Below are 26,000 nucleotides of genomic sequence, written 5' to 3'. Positions count from 1 at the left end.
AGGGTCGGGGGATGACCACCGAGCCTCTCTCCTTTCCGCGCCAGCACGCCCGCACCCAGCGCTTCACGCTCGGCGCACCACGGGCGTTCACGGTGGCGCCCGACGGCAAGCGCGTCGCCTTCCTGCGGTCCGGATCCGGTACCGATCGGGCGAACGCCCTGTGGGTCCTGGATGTCACGTCCGGCAAGGAGCGGATCGCCGCCGATCCCCGGGCCCTTCTGGGCGGTGCCGAGGAGAATCTGTCGGACGAGGAGCGCGCGCGGCGCGAGCGCAGCCGCGAGGGCGCCACGGGCATCGTCGCCTATGCGACGGACGTGGCCGTGGAGCTGGCCGCGTTCGCGCTGTCCGGCCGGCTGTTCACGGCGGAGCTGCGCGCGGGCACGACCCGCGAACTCCGCGAGCCCGCACGTCATGGCCCGCTGATCGACCCCCGCCCGTCTCCGGACGGCCGCCATGTCGCGTACGTGTCCGGGGGTGCCCTGCGCGTCGTCGGCGCAGACGGCGAGGGCGACCGGGCCCTCGCCGCTCCGGGTGAGGACGAGGCGTCGACCGTCACGTACGGGCTCGCGGAGTTCATCGCGGCCGAGGAGATGGGGCGCTCGCGGGGCTTTTGGTGGTCGCCCGAATCGGACCGGCTGCTGGTGGCCCGGGCGGACGACGCGGCGGTGCGGCGCTGGTGGATCGCGGATCCGGCGCACCCGGACCGGGTGCCTGCCCGCAACGCGTACCCGGCGGCGGGCACGCCCAACGCGGAAGTGCGGCTCTTCGTCATGGGTCTGGACGGGGCGCGCACGGAGGTGTCGTGGGACCGGGCGAGGTACCCGTATCTGGCGCGGGTGCACTGGTCGGCCGACGGAGCGCCGCTGATCCTCGTACAGGCCCGTGACCAGCTCAGTGAGCTGTATCTCGCGGTGAACGTCGGTGACGGTTCGACGCGGATGGTGCACGCGGACGAGGACGGGCAGTGGCTGGAGCTGTTCCCCGGTGTGCCGTCGTGGTCGCCGAGCGGACAGCTCGTGCGGATCGCGGACGAGGGCGGGGCGCGGGTCCTGGCGGTCGGCGAACGGCCGCTGACCGGGCCGCAGTTGCATGTGCGGGCCGTCTTGGACGTGGGCGAGAGCGACGTGCTGATCTCGGCGTCCGCGGGCTCGACCGCGGCGGTCCGGGAGACCGGCGAGGTGCATGTGTACCGGGTGAACGAGCTGGGCGTGGAGCGCGTCTCGGACGAGCCGGGCGTGCACTCCGCGGTGCGCGCGGGCGGCGTGACCGTCCTGGCGTCGGCGTGCACCGACGAGCCGGGCACGCGGGTGCGGGTGATGCGGGACGGCAAGCAGATCGCGACGGTCGCCTCGCACGCCGAGCGCCCCTCGCTGAGCCCCCGCCTGACGCTCACGGAGGCGGCCGGCATCCCGTGCGCCGTCCTGCTCCCGTCCTCGTACGAGCAGGGCGACGGGCCGCTGCCGGTGCTGCTCGACCCGTACGGCGGCCCGCACGGGCAGCGGGTGCTCGCCGCGCACAATCCGCATCTGACGTCGCAGTGGTTCGCCGACCAGGGCTTCGCGGTGGTCGTTGCGGACGGCCGCGGCACCCCCGGCCACTCCCCCGCCCGGGAGAAGGCGATCCGCGACGACCTCACGCTCACGCTCGACGACCAGATCACGGCGCTGCACGCGCTGGCGGACGCCTTCCCGCTCGACCTGAACCGGGTGGCGATCCGCGGCTGGTCGTACGGCGGCTATCTGGCGGGGCTCGCGGTCCTGCGCCGCCCGGACGTCTTCCACGCGGGCATCGCGGGCGCCCCGGTCACGGACTGGCGGCTCTACGACACCCACTACACGGAGCGCTACCTGGGCGACCCGAACGCCGCGCCGCAGGTGTACGCGAAGAACTCGCTGGTCACCGACGACGGTCTGGCCGAGGCGGCGGAGCAGCACCGGCCGCTGATGATCGTGCACGGCCTGGCCGACGACAACGTCGTGGTGGCGCACAGTCTGCGCCTTTCGTCGGCGCTCCTCGCCGCGGGCCGGCCGCACGAGGTGCTGCCGCTGTCGGGCGTGACGCACATGACGCCGCAGGAGCAGGTCGCGGAGAATCTGCTGCTGCTCCAGGTGGACTTCCTGAAGCGCTCGCTCGGCCTCGTCTAGCCGGGTCCGGACATGCGACCGGCCGGGGTGACATGGCGCGCCCCGGCCGGTCTACGGCACCCGCACGGCCGTACGCTGTTCAGCCTGACGCGTTCGTATATCGGTGCCGCGACGGTCAAGTTGCCTGCGTGTTAACGCAGTTGGTGCGCATTTGTCACGACACGTACGCCTACTCGCTGGGGATGACGTGCTTCTCCTCGGCGAAGTGGCAGGCCGAGTCGTGCTTCGCCGGCGACTCCCCGATGCGGAACTCGGCGGGCACCGCGAGCGCCGGCACCTCCAGTGCGCACCGCTCCTGCGCCTTCCAGCAGCGGGTGCGGAAGCGGCAGCCCGAGGGGATGTTGGCCGGGGACGGCACGTCGCCGGTGAGGATGATCCGCTCGCGGTGCTCGCGCGCCTGAGGGTCGGGGACGGGCACGGCGGACAGGAGCGCCTGGGTGTAGGGGTGCGTGGGGTGTTCGTAGATCTGCTCGTCGGTGCCGGTCTCGACGATCCGCCCGAGGTACATGACGCCGACCCGGTCGGAGATGTGGCGGACGATCGACAGGTCATGGGCGATGAAGACGTAGGAGAGGTCGAACTCGTTCTGGAGGCTGTCGAGCAGGTTGATGACCTGCGCCTGCACGGAGACATCGAGTGCGGAGACCGGCTCGTCGGCGACGATGATCTCGGGGCGCAGGGCGAGGCCGCGCGCGATGCCGATGCGCTGGCGCTGGCCGCCGGAGAACTGGTGCGGGTACCGGTTGATGTACTCCGGGTTGAGCCCGACCACGTCCAGGAGGTCCTGCACCTTGCGGCGCCGGTCGCCCTTGGGAGCGACCTCGGGGTGGATCTCGTACGGCTCTCCGATGATGTCGCCGACCGTCATACGCGGGTTGAGGGACGTGTACGGGTCCTGGAACACCATCTGGATATTGCGGCGTACGGCCTTCAGCGCGCGCCCGGACAGCTTGGTGATGTCCTCGCCCCGGTACTTGATCTGCCCGGCGGTCGGCCGCTCCAGGTTGACCAGCATCCTGGCGACGGTCGACTTGCCGCAGCCGGACTCGCCGACGATGCCGAGGGTCTCGCCCTGGCCGAGCACGAAGTCGACGCCGTCGACGGCCCTGACCGCGCCGACCTGCTTCTTGAACAGGATCCCCTGGGTGAGCGGATAGTGCTTGACCAGGCCGCTGACCTCGAGGATCGGCTCACGGGCCGGCACGGGGGCGCCGGCTTGCGCCTCCTTCGCCAGGTCAGCCATCGAGCGTCTCCTTCCAGAAGTAGCAGGCGCTCCGGCGCGTCGGGCTCACCTCGAAGAGCGGGGGAACGTCCGCGCGGCACACGTCCTTGGCCAGCGGGCAGCGCGGGTTGAAGGCGCAGCCGGGCGGGATGTGCATCAGGTTGGGCGGCAGGCCCTTGATCGCGTACAGCTCCTGGCCCTTCTGGTCCAGGCGCGGGATCGATTCGAGCAGGCCCTTGGTGTACGGGTGGGCGGGCGCCCTGTAGATCTCGTGCACAGGAGCCGTCTCGACGATACGGCCCGCGTACATGACGGCGATCTTGTCGGCGACGTCGGCGACCACTCCGAGGTCGTGGGTGATGAGGATGAGGCCCATCCTGAGTTCGCGCTGGAGGTCGGCGAGCAGCTCCATGACCTGGGCCTGGACGGTGACGTCGAGGGCGGTGGTGGGCTCGTCGGCGATGATCAGGTCCGGTTCCAGGGCGAGCGCCATCGCGATCATGATGCGCTGGCGCATGCCGCCGCTGAACTGGTGCGGGTACTGGCCGACCCGCTCCCTGGCGGCGGGGATCCTGACGTGGTCCATCAGCTCGATGGCCTTGGCCCTGGCGTCCTTGCGGGACATCCCCTTGTGGACGGTGAACATCTCGCCGAGCTGATCACCCACGGACAGCACAGGGTTGAGGGAGCTGAGTGCGTCCTGGAAGATCATCGCCATCTTGGCGCCGCGGATCTTGCGCCGCTCGTCCTCCTTGAGCCCCAGGAGGTCGGTGCCCTGGAAGAGGATCTCACCGCCGGTGATCTTCCCGGGCGGCATGTCGAGGATGCCCATGACCGCCTGCGCGGTCACGGACTTGCCGGATCCCGACTCGCCGAGCACGGCGAGGGTCTCGCCCTCGTCGACGGTGTAGCTGACGCCGTTGACGGCCTTGGCGATCCCGTCGCGCATCCGGAACTCCACGTGCAGATCGCGCACTTCGAGCAGCATGGGCGCCTACCTCAGCTTGGGGTCGAGGGCGTCGCGCACCGCGTCGCCGAGCATGATGAACGCGAGCACGGTGACCGCGAGGGCGCCGGCGGGCCAGAGCAGCATGTGCGGGGCGTTGCGGATGTACTGGGACGCCGAGGAGATGTCGATGCCCCAGCTCACGGTGGGCGGCTTCAGGCCGACGCCGAGGTACGAGAGCGTCGCCTCGAGGGAGATGTAGGTGCCGAGCGCGATGGTGGCGACGACGATGACCGGCGCGATCGCGTTGGGCAGGATGTGCCGCAGCATCATCCGGGAGTTGGAGGCGCCGAGCGCCCGCGCCGCCTGCACGTAGTCGTTCTGCTTGGCCGTGATGACGGAGCCGCGGGCGATGCGGGAGAGCTGCGGCCAGCCGAGCAGCACCATGAACCCGATGACCGGCCAGACGGTGGAGCTGGTGACCACGGACAGGAGCACCAGGCCGCCGAGCACGACCGGGATGGCGAAGAAGACGTCGGTGATACGGGACAGGATTGCGTCCCACGCCCCGCCGAAGAACCCGGCGAGCCCGCCGAGGACGCTGCCGAGGAGGGCGACGCCGACGGTGGCGCAGACGCCGACGGTGACGGAGGCCCGGGCGCCGTACACGGTGCGCGTGTAGACGTCGCAGCCCTGGCCGTTGAAGCCGAAGGGGTGGCCTGGCTGGGAGCCCTCCTGGGCCTTGGCGAGGTTGCAGGAGAGGGGGTTGCCGGAGGCGATCAGGGAGGGCCAGAGCGAGATGATCACGAGGAAGACGATGATCAGACCCGAGATGATGAAGACCGGGTTGCGGCGCAGATCGCGCCAGGCGTCCGACCAGAGGCTTCTCGGCTTGCCCGCGGGGCCCGTGCCTTCGGGGCCGCCCGGCACCTTCCGGAGGGTCGTCCCCTCGCTCGTGGCGAGGTCCATGGCCCCGCCCGCGCCCGTCGCGGCGATGGCTCCTCCGTTCTCCGGGGCTCTGCCACCGCCCGACGAGTAGGGCTCCGGCGGCTCGGGTTCAGGCATAGCGGATCCTCGGGTCGAGTACGGCGTACAGGAGGTCGACGATCAGGTTGGCCGCCAGGAAGACGAGGACGAGTACGGTCACGAAGCCGACGACGGTCTGGGTGTTCTGCCGGAGGATGCCCTGGTAGAGCTGGTAGCCGACGCCGTGGATGTTGAAGATCCGCTCCGTGACGATGGCGCCGCCCATCAGGGCGCCGATGTCGGTGCCGATGAAGGTGACGACCGGGATCAGCGAGTTGCGCAGCAGGTGCCGGACGATGACGCGGCGGCGCGGGAGGCCCTTGGCGATGGCCGTACGGACGTAGTCGGCGCGGCGGTTCTCGGCGATCGAGGTCCTGGTGAGCCGGGTGACGTACGCGAGGGAGACCGAGGCGAGCACGAGGCCGGGGACGATGAGTTCGGAGAACGTCGCCTCGGTGGACACCGCGGGTTTGATGATCCCCCACTCGACGCCGAGCAGGAGCTGGAGGAGCAGGCCGGTGACGAAGGTCGGGACGGAGATGACGACCAGGGTGAGCAGCAGCACGGTGGTGTCGATGGGACGGCCGCGGCGCAGCCCCGTGACGACGCCGAGCGTGATGCCGATGACGATCTCGAAGAGGATCGCCACGACGGTCAGGCGGATCGTCACGGGGAAGGCCGCCGCCATCAGTTCGGTGACCTTCTGGCCGTTGAACGCGGTGCCGAAGTCGCCGGTGAAGACGTTCCCCATGTACATCAGGTATTGCTGCCAGACGGGCTTGTCGAGACCGAACTCCTTCTCGAGCTGAGCGGCCGTGGAGGGGTCGCACTGCTTGTCGCCGCACAGTCCCGCGATGGGGTCGCCCATCACGTTGACCATCAGGAAGATGAGCAGCGTCGCGCCGAAGAAGACCGGGATCATCTGCAGCAGACGCCTGATCACATAACGTCCCATACGGGGCTCCGGAATCGGGGGGAGCGGCCGCCCGTCAGTCCCCGGACTGCCGCTCCCCGGGCGTCATTTGACCTTGATCTCGTTGTAGACCGGAACGCTGAACGGGTTGAGGGCGACGTGGGAGACCTGGTCGGAGTAGCCGGCACTGCCGTTCTGGTACCAGAGCGGGATGGCCGCCATGTTGTCCCGGACGACGCCTTCGGCCTGCTGGAAGATCTTGACGGCCTTGGCGCGGTCGGACTCGGCGTTGGCCTGGTCGACGAGCTTGTCGAACTCCTTGTTGGACCATTTGCCGTCGTTGGACGAGGCGTTGGTGTAGTACAGCGGCTGCAGGAAGTTCTGGATGAGCGGGTAGTCCATCTGCCAGCCCGCGCGGAACGGGCCCGTCATCTTCTTCTGCGTGATCTTGTTGCGGAAGTCGGCGAAGGTGCCGGTGGGCAGGCCGACGCAGGCCTTGTCGTTCCCCAGGGCGTTGTTGATGCTGTTGCAGACGGCGTCGACCCACTCCTTGTGGCTGCCGGTGTCGGCGTTGTAGCCGATCTTCACCTGGCCGCCGGGGATGCCGCCGCCCTCCTGGACCAGCTTCTTGGCCTCGGCGGGGTTGTAGTCGCACCCGTCGCCGCACAGCCCGTCCTGGAAGCCGCCGTCCTTGCCGAGGACCGGCGAGGTCCAGTCCGTGGCCGGGGTCCGGGTCTTCTGGAAGATCGTCTCGGTGATCTGCTTGCGGTTGATCGCCATCGACAGGCCCTTGCGGACCTTGTCGCTGTCCGCCTTGTTCCACGCGGGGTCGTAGAACGGGAAGGCGAGCGTCTGGATGATGCCGGCGGGGGAGTTGATGTACCGGCCGCTGAGGTCGGCCTTGACGTTCTTGAGCTGCGAGGCCGGGACGTCGTCGACGAGGTCGAGGTTGCCGGCCGTCAGGTCGGTGTACGCCGTGTTGTTGTCGGTGTAGACCTTCAGGTCCACGCCGCCGTTCTGCGCCTTGTCGGTCCCCGGGTAGGCGTCCCACTTGCGCAGGGACATCTGGGAGCCCTTGGTGTAGCTGTCGATCGTGTACGGGCCGTTGCCGACCGGCTTGCTCACCCACGCGGCGTGGTCGTCGAAGAAGGCCTTGGGGAGCGGGGCGAAGGCCGCGTAGCCGAGGGTGTCGGGCCACAGCGAGAACTTCTGGTTGAGCTTGACCGAGAAGGTGAGGGGACCGGTGACCTTGAGCCCGGACAGACTGGTGGCGCTCGGGGTGCCGGAGTCGGGGTGGACCTTGTCGTAGCCGTCGATCTGGCCGAAGAAATAGGCGTTCTTCTGGTTGTTCTTCAGGTCCGCGCCGTAGTTCCAGGCGTCCACGAAGGACTTCGCGGTGACCTTCTCGCCGTTGGAGAACGTCCAGCCGTCCTTGACCGTGATCTTGAAGTTGACCGAGTCCGTCGTCTCGATCTTGTCCGCGAGCATGTCCTCGGCGGCGCCGGTCTTCGCGTTGTACCTCTTCAGGCCGCGGAAGACCATGTCCAGGACCTTGCCGCCCTGCACCTCGTTCGTGTTCGCTGGTTCCAGCGGGTTCTGCGGGTCACCCCAGGACGAACGGACGATCCCTGAGCCATCGCCACCACTGCCGCCGCTGTCGCTCCCACCACCACAGGCCGTCGCCGCGAGAGCGACGGCCACCGCGCATACGGCCCACTTGGCGTGCGTGGCTCCGCGCATGAACTGCCTCCTCGGAGTGCTTCTGGGTCCATGCCTTACGGCACTTAGGCCCAAATATCATCCTTAAAGGCGCGTAACGCACTTTCAGCCCGCCCGTACGAGCCCCAGTTCGCACGGGTGGGTCAGCAGGTTGCCGATCAGCCCCTCCCGGTCGCCCTCCTTGTAAACACGGGCCACCCCGGTCAGCCGCCCCTCGTCCAGACGCAGTTCCAGACCGAGCACCGGACCGCTGACCCTCGCGTCGGCGGTGGGCAGTTGTACGGGGAAGGAGCCGCGCAGGGCGAGAGTGGCCGTGGCTTCGACGGAGGCGGTGGCGCTCTCGTCGCCGGTGGCAAGTTCGGCCCGGGCGCCCGGCAGGATCCGTAGCCGCAGCGGGACCTCGCCCTCCGGCGTCGAGGCGTGGCCCGCCCACTCCCCCTCCTCCAGGGTCAGCGGGCGCGCGGGCACGGAGAACACCGGTGAGATCAGCTCGGGCCTGAACTCGGGCACCAGCTCGCCCAGGACGTAGGCGACGACCGCGTCACGGGCCGCCTTCGCCGTCGTGTTCGTCAGTACCGCCACCGACAGGCCCGGTTCCGGCGCCGACACCGCCATCACGGCCACGCCGCCCATGCCTCCGCCGTGGCTCACCAGGAGCGGCCCCTCGCCGCGCGAGACGCACCAGCCGAGGCCGTACCCGAGGTGCTCGCCGATCGGGACGGCGTCGAGGACCGCGGCGGCCGTCTGCGGCTTCAGGAGCCGCGGCCAGGTCTGGGCGAAGAGGGCGAGCTGAGGTGCCGTCGCCCAGCCGAGCGTGGCGCCGGGATGGCTGGTGCGCAGGCCCTGGGGATAGGGACGCCCGTCGGGGGTGTAGCGGGTCGCGGCGCCCGAGAGGCGGGTGGCGATGCAAAAGCCGTCGAGCCCGAGCGGCCCGAGGACGCGCTCCCGGGCGTACGTGGCGAGGTCCTGTCCGGTGGCGTCCTCCAGGAGCCGGCCGAGGAGCCGGTAGCCGAGGTTCGCGTACTCGAAGCCGGAGCCGGGCGCGCGCTGGAGCCGCGTGTACGGCTCCGCGTCGATGGCCGGCTCGCCCTCCTCGCCGTAGTGGAAGTCGTAGTGCGCGCCGAGCCCGCCCCGGTGCCGCAGGAGCTGACGCGGGGTCGCGCCGAGGGGTCCCGGCGCGTCCAGGTCGAGCAGCCCCTCGTCGGCCGCGACGCAGACCGCCGCGGCCGTGACCGGCTTGGTGACGGAGGCGAGGGCGTACGGGGTGCCGACGGCGGCGGGGGTCCCCGCGCCGGTGTCGGCGAGCCCATGAGCCTGGGCGAGGATCACCTCTCCGTGCATCGCGACCGCGACCGAGACGGACGGGCACCCGTGCTCCGTCATCGCCTGCGCGCACCGCGCCTCCAGGTCGTCCAGCATGACGGCCCCTCTCCTCGCCCGCTCGTTCCTGGATCATCGCCCACACCGTGGCCGCCACGACCGCCGGCCCGCGATACGCCGACGGCCCGGCACCGGCGTGTCACCGGTGACGGGCCGTGGTCGGCCGGAGCGCGGACGGTCAGGCGTCCTGGCCGGACTCCCCTTCGAGGGCCGCGAGGGCCGGGTCGAGCACGATGTCCTCGCCGCGGTCCTCGGTCGTCGGGTCCTCCGGGAAGTGACAGGCCGTGAGGTGACCCTCGCGGCTGCCGGAGATCTGTACGAGCGGCGGCTCCTCCGTGGCGCACTTGTCCTGCGCCTTCCAGCACCGGGTGCGGAAGCGGCAGCCGGACGGCGGCGAGATCGGCGAGGGGACGTCGCCCTCCAGGCGGATCCGCTCCTTCTTCACCGCGTCGATGTCCGCGTCCGGCACGGCCGACATCAGCGCGTGCGTGTACGGGTGACGCGGGCGGTTGTAGAGGGAGTCACGGTCGGCGATCTCCACGATCTTGCCCAGGTACATCACGGCGACGCGCTGCGAGAAGTGCCGCACGATGGCCAGGTCGTGGGCGATGAAGACGAACGCGATGCCCATCTCCCGCTGCACCTTCTGCAGCAGGTTGACGACCTGGGCCTGGATCGACACGTCGAGCGCCGAGACCGGCTCGTCCGCGACGATCAGCTTCGGCTCGAGGGCCACGGCCCTGGCCACGCCGATGCGCTGCCGCTGACCGCCCGAGAACTCGTGCGGGAAGCGGTTGTAGTGCTCCGGGTTCAGGCCGACGATCTCAAGGAGCTCCCGCACGCGCGCCTCGCGGCCGCCGGGCGGGTTGATGCCGTTGATCTCCATCGGCCCGGAGATGATCGAGCCGACGGTCTGGCGCGGGTTCAGCGACGCGTACGGGTCCTGGAAGATCATCTGGATCTCGGACCTGATGGGCGCCAGCTGCTTGCGGTTGGCCGTGCTGATGTCCTGGCCGTTGTACGTGATCGTGCCGTGCGTCGGCTCGTACAGGCGGGTCAGCATGCGGCCCGTCGTCGACTTGCCGCAGCCGGACTCGCCGACGAGGCCCAGGGCCTCGCCCCGGAAGACGTCGAAGGAGACGCCGTCGACGGCCTTGACGGCGCCGATGGTCCGCCGGATCGGGAAGCCGCCCTTGATCGGGAAGTGCTTCTTCAGGTCCTTGACCTGGAGGAGGGGTGCGCTGTCCGCGTCCCGCTGCTGCGGGATCGCTTCGGCGACCGCCGTGGTGGTCTGGTTGTTCTCGCTCATGGTCATGCCCCAGTCGCCGGTTTCAGCTCAGCCCAGCCGGGGCTGAATCGTCTCGATGAACACCTGCTGCTTCTGATCTGCCGTCAGGTGGCAGGCAGAGCCGCGGCCGCTCGGCAACGAGGGCCTGTCGCCCTTGCACTTGCCGCCTTCCACCTTGTCGGTGAAGGCACACCGGGGGTGGAAGGGGCAGCCGCTCGGCGGGTTCAGCAGCGACGGCGGCGAGCCGGGGATCGGCAGCAGCGGCTCGTCGACGTCCGAGTTGAGGCGCGGCATGGAACCGAGCAGCCCCCAGGTGTAGGGGTGTTCGGGCGACTTGAGCACCTCGCGCACGGAGCCGCGCTCCACGGCCCGGCCCGCATACATCACCAGCAGGTCGTCGGCCATGTTCGCCACGACGCCGAGGTCGTGGGTGATCATGATGATCGCGGAGCCGAACTCCTGCTGGAGGTCCTTGAGCAGGTCGAGGATCTGCGCCTGGACGGTCACGTCGAGCGCGGTGGTCGGCTCGTCGGCGATCAGCAGGTCGGGGTTGCAGACCAGGGACATGGCGATCATGGCGCGCTGGCGCATACCGCCGGAGAACTGGTGCGGGTAGTCGTCCACCCGCTGCTTGGGGTGGGGGATGCCCACCTTCTCCAGCATCTGGATGGCCCGGTCCCGGGCCTCCTTCTTGCTGGCCCCGGTGTGCTTGCGGAACGGCTCGGAGATCTGCCGGCCCACCGTGTAGTACGGGGACAGGGCGGTCAGCGAGTCCTGGAAGATCATCGCCATCTTGTTGCCGCGGAGCTTTTCGAGCTCGGGCTCGGTGGCGGTGATCAGTTCCTTGCCGTCGAGGACGATCTCGCCCTCGACGTGGGTGCTCTTGCGGTTGTGCAGGCCGAGCACGGTCAGGTTCGTCACCGACTTGCCGGAGCCCGACTCGCCGACGATGCCGAGCGTCTTGCCGCGCTCGATGTCGAAGGAGAGCCCGTCCACAGCCTTGACGATGCCGTCCTCGGTGGAGAACTGCACCTTCAGGTCGCGTACCGAGAGGAACGCGTCGCCGCCGGTGGGGGCCGGGGCGTCCTCGGTCTTGGTGAGTGTGGTCACGGTCGTTCTCCTAGGACAGACGCACGCGCGGGTCGATGACGGCGTACAGAGCGTCCACGATGATGTTGCAGACGATGATGAAGGCGGCGCTGAGGATCATGACGCCCATGAGGACGGGGAGGTCCTTGCCGATGACCGAGTCACGGGCGAGACGGCCGAAGCCGGCGAGGCCGAAGGTCAGCTCGGTGACCATGCCACCGCTGAGCAGAGCGCCGATGTCCATGCCCAGGATGGTGATGATCGGGATGAGCGAGCCGCGCCAGGCGTAGCGGAAGAACGCGTAACGGCTGCTCATGCCCTTGGCCTTGGCAGCGCGGACGTGCTCTTCCTGCAACTGCTCGATCATCGACGAGCGGGCCATACGTGTGTAGTTGGCCGTGAAGATGGTGGCCATGACGATCCAGGGGATCAGCAGGCCCATGAACCAGCCCCAGGGGTTCTCGCTGATCGGCACGTAGTTGGGCTTGTCGAGCCAGCCGGTGCTGAAGACCAGGAGGCCCATGACGACCGGGCCGATGAAGTAGATCTGGAACGAGCTGGTGACCAGCGAGGCGCCGCTGAAGGTCTTGTCGAGCCAGGTGCCGCGGAAGCGGGCGGCCATGAGGCCGGCGCCGAGACCGGCGATGAGGAAGACGATGAGGGAGCCGAAGGTGAGGGAAAGCGTCAGCGGGAGACGGTCCATCATCGTGGACCACACCATCTGGTTGTTCCGGAACGAGACGCCGAAACACGGTGCGGGGCAGTGGCCCACCGCGAAGTCACGTCCGGCGAAGATGCCGCTGAGGTAGTCCCAGTACTGCACGGGGACCGGCTTGTCGAGGCCGAGGTTCTTGTGAATGAGCGCCAGCGCATCCGGAGTGCAGTTCTTGCCACATGCGAGCGTCGCCGGGTCCTGTGGGATGGCGAAGTACATGAAGTACGTGAAGGCGCTGATCAGCAGAAGGATGAGTGCTGCGCCGAGCGTCCGGCGTATGAGAAATCGAAGCATGGCAATGAGCTGCTCTCAGGACGGCGGCGGTGGAGGCCAGGAGGAGGTCCGGCGACCCGGGGATGAGGGCACCGCCGCGCCCTCATCCCCGGGAACTGCCTTTTACCGACTACTTCTTGAGGTAGACCGACGTCGGGTCGGTGTAGCTCGACACGTTCGAGTACCGCAGGCCACCGACGTTGGAGCCGGCGATCTGGAACACCTTGGTGTAGTAGATCGGAGCAGCCGGGTTGATCTTCTCCGTGATGTACTTCGAGAGCGTCGCGTACTCCTTGGCGCGCTCAGCCGCGTCCGGGATGGCCTGGATGCGGGCAAGCTCCGAGTTCACGTGCTTGTCGTTGGTGTGCGAGTAGTTGGACGCGCCGTCCTGGATCTGCGCACCGTCGAAGGACGGCGGGAAGACGGTGTTGCCGTCGGCCCAGTCCTGGCCCCAACCGGTCATGTAGAGGTCGAAGCCGTTCTTGACCTTGCCCATCTGCTCGTACCAGGTGGCGGCGTCGACCTCCTTCTTCTGGATGTCGAGGCCGATCTTCTTCAGGTTGTTGATGATGAGGTTCGCCTGGGTGGTGCGCACCGGGGTGTTGGCGTACGCGTAGACGAGCTTCTTGCCCTTGGCGCCGGCCTCGTCGATCAGCTTCTTGGCCTTGGCCAGGTCGCCGTTCGGGTGCTTGGTGCGGTCGAACGGGTCGTACGTCTTGTCGTAGCCCGGGGTGGTGGGCGACATCAGGGACGTGGCGACGTCGGCACCGTAGGCGCCACCGTCGGCGCGGCCGGCCGAGGTGCCGGGAATCGCGTAGGCGATGGCGTCACGGATCCGCTTGTCCGTGACGCGCTGCATGTTGAAGTTCAGCTGCCACACGTACGGGGCGTAGCCCTGCACCGTGCGCTTCATGACCGCCTTGTCGGTGGTGATCTTCTGCAGCTGGGTGGCGTCGATCTGGCCGGTGAACATGATGGCGTTCTTGGCCTCGGCGCGGTCGGCCAGGATCGTCTTGGTCTGCGTGGCCTTGTCCTGGTTGTAGTCGATGTTGAAGCCATCGACGTACTGGTGACGCATCGGGTCCGTCTTCGGGTCCCAGTTGGTGTTACGGACCAGCTTCATGCTCTTGCCGGACTTGTAGTCGGCGATCTTGTACGGACCGGTGGCGACGGGCGCCTGGTCGTACTTCTCCTTGGTGTCCGTCTTCTTCGGGACGGCCGAGTAGGCGGCCATCGCGAACGCCTGCGGGACGTCGGTGTGCGCCTGCTGGAAGTGGAAGACGATCGACTTGTCGTCCGGCGTCGCGAGGACCGAGTCCGGCAGGTGCTTGCCCTTGTACGGACCGGCGTACGCCTTGCGGTACTTGGTGCCCGCGCCGGACAGCCACTGCTGGACGTAGGTCGGGCCGTCCGTCTCGAACGAGGCGTACAGGCGCTCGAACGTGTGGCGGATGTCGGCCGACGTGATGACGTTGCCGTTCTGGTCCTTCACGCCGTCCTTCAGCGTGTAGGTCCAGGTCTTGCCGCCGTCCGAGGACTTGCCCGCGTCGGTGGCGAGGTCGCCGACGACCGTCTGGTTGCCCTTGTCGTCCTCGACGTACGTGGTCAGGCCACGGTAGAGGAGCTTGGACAGCAGGCCGCCGTCGGAGACGTAGATCTGGCCCGGGTCGAGGTGGGAGAAGTCGGTCTCCTGGTACACCTGGACGGTGCCGCCCTTACGGGATCCCGGCACCTCCTTGGCAGGGCCGACGGACTGCGCGGCGGTACCGACGATGACCGGCTTGGCCTGCGCGAGGGCGTCCTTCTGGGACTTGCCCGCGGGCTTGTCGGAGCTCTTGCTGCCACTGCTGCAGCCGGTGAGTGCCAGCGCGCCGGCGGTCACCGCGACGACCGTTGCCTGCGCCGTGCGCGAACGAAGGATGCTCATGGAGTTAGATCCACCTGCCTGTGAGTAGTGATCCTTTGGTGCTGCCTGGCGCATCCGGTGTGGGCCGGCGCCCGGGTGGCAGCTCCCCCTCGGATGAGTTGGGTTCAGCGGCCCGTCTTGGGATCGAACGCATCCCGGACGGAGTCCCCGAGGAGGTTGAACGCCACGAAGAAGACGACCATGGCGACACCCGGGAAGAACATGTAGGTCGGGTCCTGCTCGTAGATGTTCGCGCCGGTGGCGAACATCAGTCCCCAGTCGGGGGTCGGGTCCTGATACCCGACGCCGACGAAGGACAGGAAGGCGACCGAGAGGATGGTGCTGGGGAGCAGGTACGTGCCCTGCACGATGATCGGCGTGATCAGGTTGGGCAGCAGCTCCTTGCGGATGATCCGCCAGGGCGAGGCGCCCGCGACCTTCGCCGCCTCCACGAACTCGCGCTCACGCAGGGAGAGCGTGACGGCGCGGACCAGGCGGGACAGGCTCATCCAGGTGAGGAGCCACATCACGCCGAGGATGGCGAGGAAGCGGATGTAGACCGGGGTCTCCTCGTCGGGGGCCACGAACACCGTGACCACGACGGGCATCACCGCGACCATGAACAGCTGGTTGGGCAGAGCGAGCATGAAGTCGGTCAGACGCCCGAGCCAGTAGTCGATCTTGCCGCCGAAGTACCCCGAGACGAGACCGATGAGCACGCCCACGATGACGATGCCGATCGTGGCGAGCAGCGCCGTGTAGAGCGACGTACGCATGCCGTAGAGCAGGTACGAGAACACGTCGCGGCCGTAGTTCGGGTCGATGCCGAACCAGTGCTCGGGCGACATACCGCCGTTGGGACCGGCCGGCAGGTTGAACTCGTTGAGGAGTGTGGGGTCGTCCTGGCCGTAGAAGGTGTACGGGTCCTTGCCGTACAGCTTCGAGATGACCGGCGCGAGCGCGGCTATCAGGAAGAAGAACAGGACGATGAAGGCGGAGATGACGCCCGTCTTGTCCCGTTTGAAGCGACGCCACATCAGCTGTCCGGGGCTGCGCCCCTCGAGCTTCTTGGGCTCCTTCGCGTCAGCCTGCGCCGCGCTGTCCTTGTCCAAGGCGGAAGAGGTCTCGGCGCCCTCAATCTCGATTGGACTCGTCATGATTCGTCCATTTCACAGGTGTTGGAGGTCGTCGGCACACGGCGGGCTCCTCCCTTGGGACGGAGCACCGGACCGACGGCCGTCGCACGGCCTACGCCACTCCAGCTGGATTCCCACCAGGGAGTACGACGACCTACGGGCGGTACACGGCAACCCGAGGCCGGATGCGCGCGGTTGAGCTACGACTGGGGTGAACTCACCCCGGGGGAACCTGACCTGACCGGGCAGGCCGTGCCGTCAGAGACTGTCGCGGCGCTTGAGCGCCGTGCCGACCACGGAACTACTGCCCGCGAGTCCTGTACCTGTCATCGGGGACGACGCGACCCATATGGCGCTTGTGGCACCTCGCATGGGTTCCTCCTCATGAGTCCACTTTTGTTCACTACAAGTGGAGGCACATGCCACCTGACCGACACCCCTGACGGCGAGGATTGAACGTGCCTCAGTGTGCTCGCGAGTCCGCACTCCCCACAGCGCGTGACCCATTGACCCGAGCTCTACGCGCTCAACTATCTGGCATCAGAATCGGACCGACCACAGTGTTTTGGTCTCGGTTCGATCACACCTGAAGCGTACTTAGCCCAAAATCCGGACAAACTGATCCTAGATAGATCCCTGCGAAACGGACTCGTTACACATCTATCGGTCAATAGAGTCCGGATTCCGGACAGTCGCCTCTGGAAAACGAGTTGCACATCACGAGCCGTTGCGCAGGGCTGTGGGAAGACTCTCGGCGGACGAATCAACGCGCGTGGATCGCGGGCGATGGCGTCCAGGATGCCACGAGGGTAGTGAAGTACCACCTGCTGCGGGCGACGATCCTGTAAAAACTCCTGCGCGGACCTCGCGGCGCAGGACATATGACAGCGGCACAGGACATACGACAAAGGCCCGGGCCCCCCGAAGGGGACCCGGGCCCAGCTGTCCCGGGATCAGGCGTTCTTGGCGCGCGAGGCCGTGCGGCCGCGCTGCTTCTGGTCCAGGACGACCTTACGGATACGGACCGTCTCCGGGGTCACCTCGATGCACTCGTCGTCGCGGCAGAACTCGAGGGACTGCTCGAGCGAGAGCTTGCGGGCCGGCACCACGTTCTCCGTGGTGTCCGCGGAAGCCGCACGCATGTTGGTGAGCTTCTTCTCCTTGGTGATGTTCACGTCCATGTCGTCGGCGCGCGAGTTCTCGCCGATGATCATGCCCTCGTAGACCTCGGTGCCGGCCTCGGTGAAGATGACACCGCGTTCCTGGAGGTTGACCATCGCGAAGGGGGTCACCGAACCCGAACGGTCCGCGACGAGCGAGCCGTTGTGACGGGTGCGCAGCTCGCCGAACCACGGCTCGTGGCCCTCGAAGATCGAGTGCGCGATGCCGGTGCCGCGGGTCTGCGTGAGGAACTCCGTGCGGAAGCCGATGAGGCCGCGGGACGGGACGATCCACTCCATGCGGATCCAGCCCGAACCGTGGTTCGTCATGGTCTCCATACGGCCCTTGCGGGTCGCCATGAGCTGAGTGATCGCGCCGAGGTGCTCCTCGGGGGAGTCGATCGTCATGCGCTCGATCGGCTCGTGCGTCTTGCCGTCGACCTGCTTGGTGACGACCTCGGGCTTGCCGACGGTCAGCTCGAAGCCCTCGCGGCGCATCTGCTCGACCAGGATGGCGAGCGCGAGCTCACCACGGCCCTGGACCTCCCAGGCGTCGGGACGCTCGGTGTCGAGGACACGGAGCGAGACGTTACCGATCAGCTCGCGGTCGAGGCGGTCCTTCACCTGGCGGGCGGTGACCTTGTGGCCCTTGCCGCCCTTGCCGACGAGCGGCGAGGTGTTGGTGCCGATGGTCATCGAGATGGCCGGCTCGTCGACCGTGATGAGCGGCAGCGCGATCGGATTCTCGGGGTCGGCCAGGGTCTCGCCGATCATGATGTCCGGGAAACCGGCGACGGCGCAGATGTCGCCCGGGCCCGCCTTCTCGGCCGGCTTGCGGGTGAGCGCCTCGGTCATGAGGAGCTCGGTGACGCGCACGTTGGACATCGTGCCGTCGCGCTTGATCCACGTGACGGTCTGGCCCTTGCGCAGCTCGCCCTGCTCGACGCGGCAGAGCGCGATACGGCCGAGGAAGTTGTCGGCGTCGAGGTTCGTGACGTGCGCCTGGAGGGGGGCGTCCTCGTCGAACTCGGGGGCCGGGACGTGCGACAGGATCGTGTTGAAGAACGGCTCGAGGTTCTCGCTGTCCTGCGGGACGGTGCCGTCCTCGGGCTTGGTCAGCGAGGCGACGCCGTCACGGGCGCAGGCGTAGACGATCGGGAACTCGATCTGGTCCTCGTCCGCGTCCAGGTCCAGGAACAGGTCGTACGTCTCGTCGACGACCTCGGCGATCCGGGAGTCGGGGCGGTCCGTCTTGTTGATGCACAGGATGACCGGCATCTTGGCCGAGAGCGCCTTGCGCAGCACGAAGCGGGTCTGCGGCAGCGGGCCCTCGGAGGCGTCGACGAGCAGCACGACCGCGTCGACCATCGACAGGCCGCGCTCGACCTCACCACCGAAGTCGGCGTGGCCGGGGGTGTCGATGATGTTGATCGTGATGGCGTCGCCGCCATCCTTCGGGTGGTACTTGACCGCCGTGTTCTTGGCCAGGATCGTGATGCCCTTCTCACGCTCCAGGTCGTTCGAGTCCATCATGCGGTCGTCGAGCGACTCGGCGGCGTGCGCCGCGAAGGCGCCGGCCTGCTTGAGCATGGCGTCGACCAGCGTGGTCTTGCCGTGGTCGACGTGGGCGACGATGGCGACGTTACGGATGTCGTGGCGCGTGGCCATATTGCGGCGTACTCCCGGAGTGAGTGGACGGCTGCGCGTACGTCTCTTCGTACGCGCGCCCTGCCGGGCTGGACACGCCACGGCCTCACCCCATCGTACGGGGCTTCGGCCGGGTAGGCCTTCTGGGGCTCTGGGGTCAGGGATGCACAGTGAGTGAACGTCGTGGAAGGGCGTGGGGGACGCCCCGGAGAAATCGCAGGTCAGCGGTGGTACGAACCTTGCCCGCCGGAGGGGCCGGCGGGCAAGGGACTTGAGCGAGATCTGAGCTGGGCGATCTTCGGGACTCTCCCCCAGGGCGCTCAGGGCCGCTTCGGCGCACTCAGGGTGCGATGTGCGTCACTTCTTCTCCGACGGACTCGCGGACGGCTTCTCGGACGATTTCCCGGACGGGTTCGCTGCCGGGCTGGCGGACGAGCTCGCCGAGCCGGAGACGTTCGGCCGGGCACCCGGCCGCGCGCCCGGCTTCAGGAAGCCGATGTCCTCGTAATTCGGCTCCTGGAAGCCGAAGGCCCCCGCGTTGACGACGGTGCGACGGGCGGCCACCAGCTCCGGGCGCTGATAGAGAGGAATCGATCCTGCAGCGGCCCAGATACGGGCGTCGGCCTGCTTGACCAGGGAGCGCTCCTCCCCCTCGTCGAGCTCACCGATCGCCTGGTCGAAGAGCTGGTCGATGTGGTCCGTGCCGACCCGGGTGTAGTTCTGTTCGACGGTCAGCGAGCCGTCCGCGGCGGGTACCGGCTTGGCGTAGATCGGGCGGGCGTCGGTGGCCGGGAAGGCCGAGACGGGCCACGAGTAGAGCGCCAGGTCGTACTGCCCGGACGCGATGTGATCCTTGAAGTAGCTGGCGTCGGCGACCTTCGACGTCTCGGTGCGGATGCCGATCTTCTGCAGCATCTGCGAGATCCGGTCGGCGACGGCGCGCAGCGAGTCCGAGCCGGGGCCCGACGGGAGCACGAAGCGCAGGCTCAGCGGCTTGCCGTCCTTGGCGAGCGGTCCGGCGGGGGCGCCGGCGGGTGCGGCCGTCCCCTTCGGGGCGTACGCGCCCGGGGCGCCGCCCTGGGCGGCCTCCTTCGCGTACTGATCGGCGTGCTTCTTCTCCTTGTCGGCCTCGCGCAGCCGCTGTGCGTCGGCCTGGTGCAGGAGCGCGCCGTACTGGTAGGCGGCGGTGCGCGCGGGGGCGAAGAAGGGGCTCTGCCGGTCGCCCGGCTTCTGGTCGCTCTCGCCGACGATGTCCGTGCCGTCGTCGGAGCCCTCGGAGGCGGCCCCCTTCTTGTCCTCCGTGCGCTTCTTGTCCTTGGCGCCCTCCTTGTCTCTGTCGGACTCACCTCCCGCCGTCTTCGGCTTGGTCTTCCCGGACTCGTCCTTCACAGGACCGCCCGGCACCCAGCCCGCGTCCGCGAGCAGCGCCCGGGCCTCTTTGGTGTCCTGGCTGCCGAGGGCGCCGCTGCTGTCGGCGTACGCCTGCTGCCCGGCGAGGGCGAGATGGCTGCCGACCGTGTGCGCGGGCAGGCCGAGCGGCTTGAGGACGACCTCGGCGAGCTTCTTGCGGTCGATGGCGCGGGCCACCGCGCGGCGCACGCGCTCGTCGGCCAGCGGACCCTCGGCGCCGTTCAGCGCGAGCTGCGTGAAGGCGGGTTCGAGGGACTTGCGCAGGACGTAACCGTCCAGGCGCGACTGTTCCCTCTTGTACTTCGTGACGGCCGCACGGGTCTTCTCTCGGGCGTCGAGTTCCTTGTCGGCCGCCTTCTCGTCGTCGCCGTGCGCGACGGCCCAGGACCGCATCGACTCGGCGGGCGTGAGCGCGGCGCCGGGGCCGTGGGCGAGCGGGCCGGAGCTGCCCTTGTCACGGCCGGCGGTGGAGATGCGGGACGCGTCCTCCGGGTCGACGGCGGCGAGGTCGACCTTCCCCGCGACAAGTGCGTCGGCGCGCTCCGCGCGGGGCACGGTCCGCAGGACGATCCGGTCGAGCTTGGCCTGGCGGCCCCACCAGTGCGGGCTGCGCACCAGCGTGACGTCCTTGGCGTCGCGGTCGACCTCCTTGAGCGCGAAGGGGCCCGCGGTGACCTTGAGCTCGCGCCGGGCTCCCTCGTTGAAGGCGTCCGGGGTCCCCATGACGTCCTTGGGGTACAGCGGCGAGAACAGTGAGCGCCAGTCCGCGTACGGCTTCGCGAAGGTGACCCGCACCTCCAGGTTGTTCTTGCCGCGCTCGATCTTCTCGATGCGGTCGTAGCCCGCGTTGTGGGCCGTCCAGTACGCGGAGTCCTTGCCGGACAGGGCACGCCACTGGGCGGCGAAGTCGGCGGCTCCGATCTCGCGGCCGTCGCTCCACACCGCCTGCTGGTTGAGCTTGTACAGGACGACCTGCTTGGGCTCGCGCTCGATGACCTCGGCCTTCTCCAGGAAGTCCGGGTCGCGCACCGCCCTGCCCTGGTTGTCGAGCCGGAACATGGAGGGCAGCACGGCGCCGGCGACACGGGTCGTACCCGCGTCGGCGTCGGCCTGGAAGGAGTTGAGGGTCACCGGCAGGGCGTCGACCGCCCAGCGCAGGGTGCCGCCGTCGGCGACGTCGCCGCGGGACGCGGGCGCGATGTCCTGGGCGGCGGCCGGACGGCTGGTCTCTTCTTCGTCATCGCCCGGGCTGCAGCCGGCCAGGGCCGACACCGCGAGCGCCCCCGACACGAGGAACGCGGCGGAGCGCAGGACGGGACGCCGCGCGGGACGCCTGGCGAGGCGCGATGTGGCGCCGTCATGGGACATCACGGGAACCTCCGGGGCTAGCCCGGCCGCCCGCCTACCAGGACAGGGCCGGGTTTGATCACGTTTGGCCGTATATGGTGCTGATCACATCTATGGCCCCACTGAAGAGGACGGGTCCAGCAGGCAGGAGGCGACACGACCATGTGTGCCCGGAACCCCACTCGTGCGGCCCATTGTGGCGCCTGGGGCCTGTCTCGTGGGCGGGTGCAGGTGGTCGTCGACCGGTCGCGCAGTTCCCCGCGCCCCTTAGGGAGCGCAGCCGACGACATACCAGGACCCCGCCACCCCAGAGAGCGCAAAACAGGGGCGCACGCCCCTGCGCGCTTCAGGAATCCGCGCAGATCCCTTCACAAGGCGTGATGTGACGCGCGACACTCGCAGGCGCATGAGCATCTCCGCCGCACCAGCGGAATCGAGGGCAAGTCATGTCCCTGAACGACGACTTGGCGGCAGCCGAGCGCTGCCTCGACGAGCTGTGCCGGACCGTGGGGCGCCTCGAGCGGCAGCTCGACAGCGGCCTCGACGTACGGCGCGTACGCACCGACGCCGACCATCTGCGCGAGAGCGTCGCCCTGCTGCGGGCAGCCGCGGCCGGCGCCCCGCCAGCGCGCCGGCCCGAGCTCGTGCCCATCCCCGACACCCCGTACGACAGCTCGCTCTGGACCGACTCGGACGACGAAGGACTCGGCGCCCGGGACCGGCACGCCCCCTAGGGGGTGTCCGGTGGATCAGGGCCGGGGCCACGGCGTCTGGCACGGCACCTCGCCGCGTTGCCAAAACGCCCGAATAGCTCCGCTATTAGGACGCTCCGGCGCCTTGCGATGCACCGCACCAGACGCCGCGACCTATCCGACCCTGATCCACCGGACACCCCCTGACCCTCTGAGCGGAGGCTTCGTTGGCCACCGGCACGGAACCCCATCCCCCATCGGACGCGCACGGCGTCCGGGACAGGACGCGCGCCGCGATCGCGTCCGGGCACCTGCGCACCGACCGCTGGTGGCTGGCGCCCGCCAGTACCGCCGCGGGGCTGCTCGCCTTCATCGTCTACTCGACGTGGCGGGCCTTCGCGAACACGGACTACTACCACGCGCCGTACGTCTCGCCGTTCTACTCCCCCTGCATCGCGGAGAACTGCAAGCCGATGCACGCGGGCCCCAACTGGGAGGTATTCGGCGGCTGGTGGGGCCTGTCCCCCGCGCTGCTCATCCTGATCTTCCCGCTCGGCTTCCGGCTGACCTGCTACTACTACCGGAAGGCCTACTACCGCGGGTTCTGGGCGTCTCCGCCCGCCTGCGCGGTCGCCGAGCCGCACAAGAAGTACACGGGCGAGACCCGCTTCCCGCTGATCCTGCAGAACATCCACCGCTACTTCTTCTACGCGGCGATCCTCGTGGCGGGAATCCTGACGTACGACACCGTGCTCTCGTTCCGCAACGAGAGGTACGAGTGGGGCCACATGGGTCTCGGCACGCTCGTCTTCCTGCTGAACATCACGCTGATCTGGGCGTACACCCTGTCCTGCCACTCGTGCCGGCACATCGTCGGCGGCAAGCTCAAGCACTTCTCCAAGCACCCGGTGCGCTACCGGATGTGGCAGTGGGTCAGCAAGCTGAATGACCGTCACATGCTGCTCGCCTGGGCGTCGTTGATCAGCGTCGCGCTCGCCGACTTCTATGTGTTCCTGCTGTCGTCCGGCGCCTTCGACGATCCGCGCTTCTTCTAGATGGGGTGGCACTTCTGATGTCTCAAGTGGAGCGGCAGCAGTGGGACGTTGTCGTGGTGGGGGCGGGCGGTGCGGGCCTGCGCGCGGCGATCGAGGCGCGCGAGCGCGGCGCGCGTACGGCCGTGATCTGCAAGTCCCTCTTCGGCAAGGCGCACACCGTGATGGCCGAGGGCGGCATCGCCGCGGCCATGGGAAATGTGAACTCCGGCGACAGCTGGCAGGTCCACTTCCGGGACACGCTGCGCGGCGGCAAGTTCCTCAACCAGTGGCGGATGGCCGAGCTGCACGCGCGCGAAGCACCGGACCGGGTCTGGGAGCTGGAGACCTGGGGCGCCCTGTTCGACCGGACGGCGGACGGCCGGATCTCGCAGCGCAACTTCGGCGGGCACGAGTACCCGCGCCTCGCGCACGTCGGTGACCGCACGGGCTTGGAGCTGATCCGCACGCTCCAGCAGAAGATCGTGGCGCTCCAGCAGGAGGACTTCAAGGAGTTCGGTGACTACGAGGCGCGCCTCAAGGTCTTCCAGGAGTGCACGGTCACGCGCGTACTCAAGGAGGGCGACCGCGTGTCCGGCGCGTTCTGCTACGAGCGCGAGAGCGGCCGGTTCTTCGTCCTTGAGGCGCCGAGCGTGGTGCTGGCGACGGGCGGCATCGGCAAATCCTTCAAGGTGACGTCGAACTCGTGGGAGTACACGGGCGACGGCCACGCACTCGCGCTGCTCGCCGGGGCGCCGCTGCTGAACATGGAGTTCGTGCAGTTCCATCCGACGGGCATGGTCTGGCCGCCGTCGGTGAAGGGCATCCTCGTCACGGAGTCGGTGCGCGGCGACGGCGGGGTCCTGCGCAACTCCGAGGGCAAGCGGTTCATGTTCGACTACGTCCCCGACGTCTTCAAGGAGAAGTACGCCGAGTCGGAGGACGAGGGCGACCGCTGGTACGACGACCCGGACCACAACCGGCGCCCGCCCGAGCTGCTCCCCCGCGACGAGGTGGCGCGCGCCATCAACTCCGAGGTGAAGGCGGGCCGGGGCTCCCCGCACGGCGGCGTCTTCCTCGACGTCTCCACGCGGATGCCGGCCGAGCGCATCCGGCGCCGGCTGCCGTCGATGTACCACCAGTTCAAGGAGCTGGCGGACGTCGACATCACGGCCGAGCCGATGGAGGTCGGCCCGACCTGCCACTACGTGATGGGCGGCATCGCCGTCGACTCGGACACGGCAGCGGCACGGGGCGTGCCCGGCCTGTTCGCGGCCGGCGAGGTGGCCGGCGGCATGCACGGCTCGAACCGCCTGGGCGGCAACTCGCTCTCCGACCTCCTCGTCTTCGGCCGCCGCGCCGGGCTGCACGCGGCCGAGTACGCGGCCGGGCTCGACGAGCGGCCCGCCATCGACGCGGTCCAGGTCGACACGGCGGCGGCGGAGGCGCTGCGCCCGTTCTCCGCGGAGGGTCCCGCGGACGGGGGCGTCGCCGAGAACCCGTACACGCTCCACCAGGAGCTCCAGCAGGCGATGAACGATCTGGTCGGCATCATCCGCCGCGAGGAGGAGATGGCCGAGGCGCTCGACCGGCTCGCCGGGCTGCGGCTGCGGGCGCGACGGGCCGGGGTGGAGGGGCACCGTCAGTTCAACCCCGGCTGGCACCTCTCGCTCGACCTGCGCAACATGCTGCTCGTCAGCGAGTGCATCGCGCGCGCCGCCCTGGAGCGCACGGAATCGCGCGGCGGCCACACCCGTGAGGACCACCCGACGATGGACCGCGACTGGCGGCGCACCAACCTGCTGTGCCGGCTCGTCGATCCGACCGGCGGCCTCGCGGCCACGGATCCGGTCCGGGGCCAGATCGACCTCGTGCGCGACACCACCGAGCCCATCCGCCCGGACCTGCTCGCCCTCTTCGAGAAGGAAGAGCTGGTCAAGTACCTCGCCGAAGAGGAGCTGTACGAGTGAGTTCGTACGATGCGCGTTTCAGGGTCTGGCGCGGGGACGCCGAGGGCGGTGGCCTGACGGACTTCTCCGTCGAGGTGAACGACGGCGAGGTGGTCCTCGACATCATCCACAGGATCCAGGCGACCCAGGCGTCCGACCTCGCGGTCCGCTGGAACTGCAAGGCGGGCAAGTGCGGTTCGTGCTCGGCGGAGATCAACGGCCGGCCCCGCCTGATGTGCATGACCCGCATGTCGGTCTTCGACCGCGAGGACGTCATCACGGTGACGCCACTGCGCGCCTTCCCCGTGGTCCGCGACCTCGTCACGGACGTCGGCTTCAACTACGCGAAGGCCCGTGAGATCCCGGCCTTCGTCCCGCCGGCCGGGGTCGGCCCGGGCGAGTACCGCATGCAGCAGGAGGACGTGGACCGCTCACAGGAGTTCCGCAAGTGCATCGAGTGCTTCCTGTGCCAGGACACGTGCCACGTGGTGCGCGACCACGAGGAGAACAAGGCGGCGTTCGCGGGCCCGCGCTTCCTGATGCGGGTCGCGGAGCTGGACATGCACCCTCTCGACGCGGCGTCGGACTCCGGCCTCGACCGCAAGCGCACGGCCCAGGAGGACCACGGCCTCGGCTACTGCAACATCACGAAGTGCTGCACGGAGGTCTGCCCGGAGGGCATCCACATCACGGACAACGCCCTGATCCCCTTGAAGGAGCGAGCGGTCGACCGTAAATACGACCCGGTGGTCTGGCTGGGGAACAAGATCCGACGGAGGTCGTCCCCCTGAGGCTGCTCCAGGACGAGCCGACCCGGCGCATCAGCGCGGCGGCGTCCCCCGCCACGAGCGGCCGCAGCCGCTCCGGCGTGACGCGCCCTGCGGACGGTCCGGCGCTCACGCCGGACCGTGGAGCCGGCGGGTTCGGACACCACGCCGCTCCGGCTCGCTGATCGCGCCGCCTGCGGGCCAGGGTCCGTCTTCCATGCCGGAAACCTACGTTGAGCA

18 protein-coding genes are annotated in these 26,000 nt (G+C 68.8%); 5 read left to right on the top strand and 13 right to left on the bottom strand.

The features are described from left to right. Positions 1-11 precede the first annotated feature (11 nt). Positions 12-2,144 (top strand): S9 family peptidase, encoded by a 2,133-nt coding sequence (locus ACY0PA_RS27120; RefSeq protein ID WP_473080217.1) that lies wholly within the window; start codon positions 12-14, stop codon positions 2,142-2,144. A 169-nt stretch (positions 2,145-2,313) separates the two neighbouring features. Here the strand turns inward: ACY0PA_RS27120 and ACY0PA_RS27115 are convergent, their stop codons facing one another. The 13 genes from ACY0PA_RS27115 to ACY0PA_RS27055 form a co-directional block, all read right to left on the bottom strand. Beyond that, positions 2,314-3,387 carry an ABC transporter ATP-binding protein gene (locus ACY0PA_RS27115; protein ID WP_473080216.1) on the bottom strand — a complete coding sequence of 358 codons (1,074 nt, stop codon included), beginning with the start codon at positions 3,385-3,387 and terminating at the stop codon, positions 2,314-2,316. Beyond that, positions 3,380-4,354, bottom strand: a complete 975-nt coding sequence (locus ACY0PA_RS27110) for an ABC transporter ATP-binding protein (RefSeq protein WP_473080215.1) — start codon at positions 4,352-4,354, stop codon at positions 3,380-3,382. The genes ACY0PA_RS27115 and ACY0PA_RS27110 overlap by 8 nt, the downstream gene beginning before the upstream one ends. 6 nt (positions 4,355-4,360) lie before the next feature. Then, the gene (locus ACY0PA_RS27105; RefSeq protein WP_473080214.1) at positions 4,361-5,377 is read right to left on the bottom strand and encodes an ABC transporter permease; all 1,017 of its coding nucleotides are present in this window, start codon (positions 5,375-5,377) and stop codon (positions 4,361-4,363) included. Continuing rightward, on the bottom strand, positions 5,370-6,293 hold the full coding sequence (locus tag ACY0PA_RS27100; protein ID WP_473080213.1) for an ABC transporter permease: 924 nt from the start codon (positions 6,291-6,293) through the stop codon (positions 5,370-5,372). Before ACY0PA_RS27100 ends, ACY0PA_RS27105 begins: the two co-directional genes overlap by 8 nt. Positions 6,294-6,356: 63 nt before the next feature. Continuing rightward, positions 6,357-7,991, bottom strand: coding sequence for a peptide ABC transporter substrate-binding protein (locus ACY0PA_RS27095; RefSeq protein WP_473080212.1), 1,635 nt, complete (start codon positions 7,989-7,991; stop codon positions 6,357-6,359). 84 nt (positions 7,992-8,075) lie between these two features. Next, positions 8,076-9,389, bottom strand: a complete 1,314-nt coding sequence (locus ACY0PA_RS27090; protein ID WP_473080211.1) for a serine hydrolase domain-containing protein — start codon at positions 9,387-9,389, stop codon at positions 8,076-8,078. Positions 9,390-9,528: 139 nt separating this feature from the next. Then, entirely contained in the window at positions 9,529-10,659 is a 1,131-nt protein-coding gene (locus tag ACY0PA_RS27085; RefSeq protein WP_473080210.1) for an ABC transporter ATP-binding protein, read from the bottom strand. A 27-nt stretch (positions 10,660-10,686) separates the two neighbouring features. Further along, on the bottom strand, positions 10,687-11,748 hold the full coding sequence (locus tag ACY0PA_RS27080) for an ABC transporter ATP-binding protein (RefSeq protein WP_473080209.1): 1,062 nt from the start codon (positions 11,746-11,748) through the stop codon (positions 10,687-10,689). Between the two features lie 10 nt (positions 11,749-11,758). Next, positions 11,759-12,736 (bottom strand): ABC transporter permease, encoded by a 978-nt coding sequence (locus ACY0PA_RS27075; RefSeq protein WP_473080208.1) that lies wholly within the window; start codon positions 12,734-12,736, stop codon positions 11,759-11,761. A 109-nt stretch (positions 12,737-12,845) separates the two neighbouring features. Continuing rightward, entirely contained in the window at positions 12,846-14,642 is a 1,797-nt protein-coding gene (locus ACY0PA_RS27070) for an ABC transporter substrate-binding protein (protein ID WP_473080207.1), read from the bottom strand. Positions 14,643-14,746: 104 nt separating this feature from the next. After that, entirely contained in the window at positions 14,747-15,778 is a 1,032-nt protein-coding gene (locus ACY0PA_RS27065; protein WP_473080206.1) for an ABC transporter permease, read from the bottom strand. Positions 15,779-16,710: 932 nt separating this feature from the next. Further along, positions 16,711-18,585, bottom strand: coding sequence for a translational GTPase TypA (gene typA, locus ACY0PA_RS27060; RefSeq protein ID WP_473080205.1), 1,875 nt, complete (start codon positions 18,583-18,585; stop codon positions 16,711-16,713). 336 nt (positions 18,586-18,921) lie between these two features. Beyond that, positions 18,922-21,342 (bottom strand): ABC transporter family substrate-binding protein, encoded by a 2,421-nt coding sequence (locus ACY0PA_RS27055; protein WP_473080204.1) that lies wholly within the window; start codon positions 21,340-21,342, stop codon positions 18,922-18,924. A 425-nt stretch (positions 21,343-21,767) separates the two neighbouring features. Here ACY0PA_RS27055 and ACY0PA_RS27050 point away from each other — a divergent pair, with 425 nt between their 5' ends. The 4 genes from ACY0PA_RS27050 (at position 21,768) to ACY0PA_RS27035 (ending at position 25,784) form a co-directional block, all read left to right on the top strand. Then, the gene (locus tag ACY0PA_RS27050; RefSeq protein ID WP_473080203.1) at positions 21,768-22,055 is read left to right on the top strand and encodes a hypothetical protein; all 288 of its coding nucleotides are present in this window, start codon (positions 21,768-21,770) and stop codon (positions 22,053-22,055) included. Positions 22,056-22,240: 185 nt separating this feature from the next. Further along, the gene (locus ACY0PA_RS27045) at positions 22,241-23,068 is read left to right on the top strand and encodes a hypothetical protein (RefSeq protein ID WP_473080202.1); all 828 of its coding nucleotides are present in this window, start codon (positions 22,241-22,243) and stop codon (positions 23,066-23,068) included. Positions 23,069-23,085: 17 nt separating this feature from the next. Then, entirely contained in the window at positions 23,086-25,014 is a 1,929-nt protein-coding gene (locus tag ACY0PA_RS27040) for a fumarate reductase/succinate dehydrogenase flavoprotein subunit (RefSeq protein WP_473080201.1), read from the top strand. Next, positions 25,011-25,784, top strand: coding sequence for a succinate dehydrogenase/fumarate reductase iron-sulfur subunit (locus ACY0PA_RS27035; protein ID WP_473080200.1), 774 nt, complete (start codon positions 25,011-25,013; stop codon positions 25,782-25,784). The genes ACY0PA_RS27040 and ACY0PA_RS27035 overlap by 4 nt, the downstream gene beginning before the upstream one ends. Positions 25,785-26,000 lie beyond the last annotated feature (216 nt).

This window comes from Streptomyces sp. DS1-CR2, from assembly GCF_055760475.1.
This window is presented reverse-complemented; position numbering and strand designations above follow the sequence as displayed.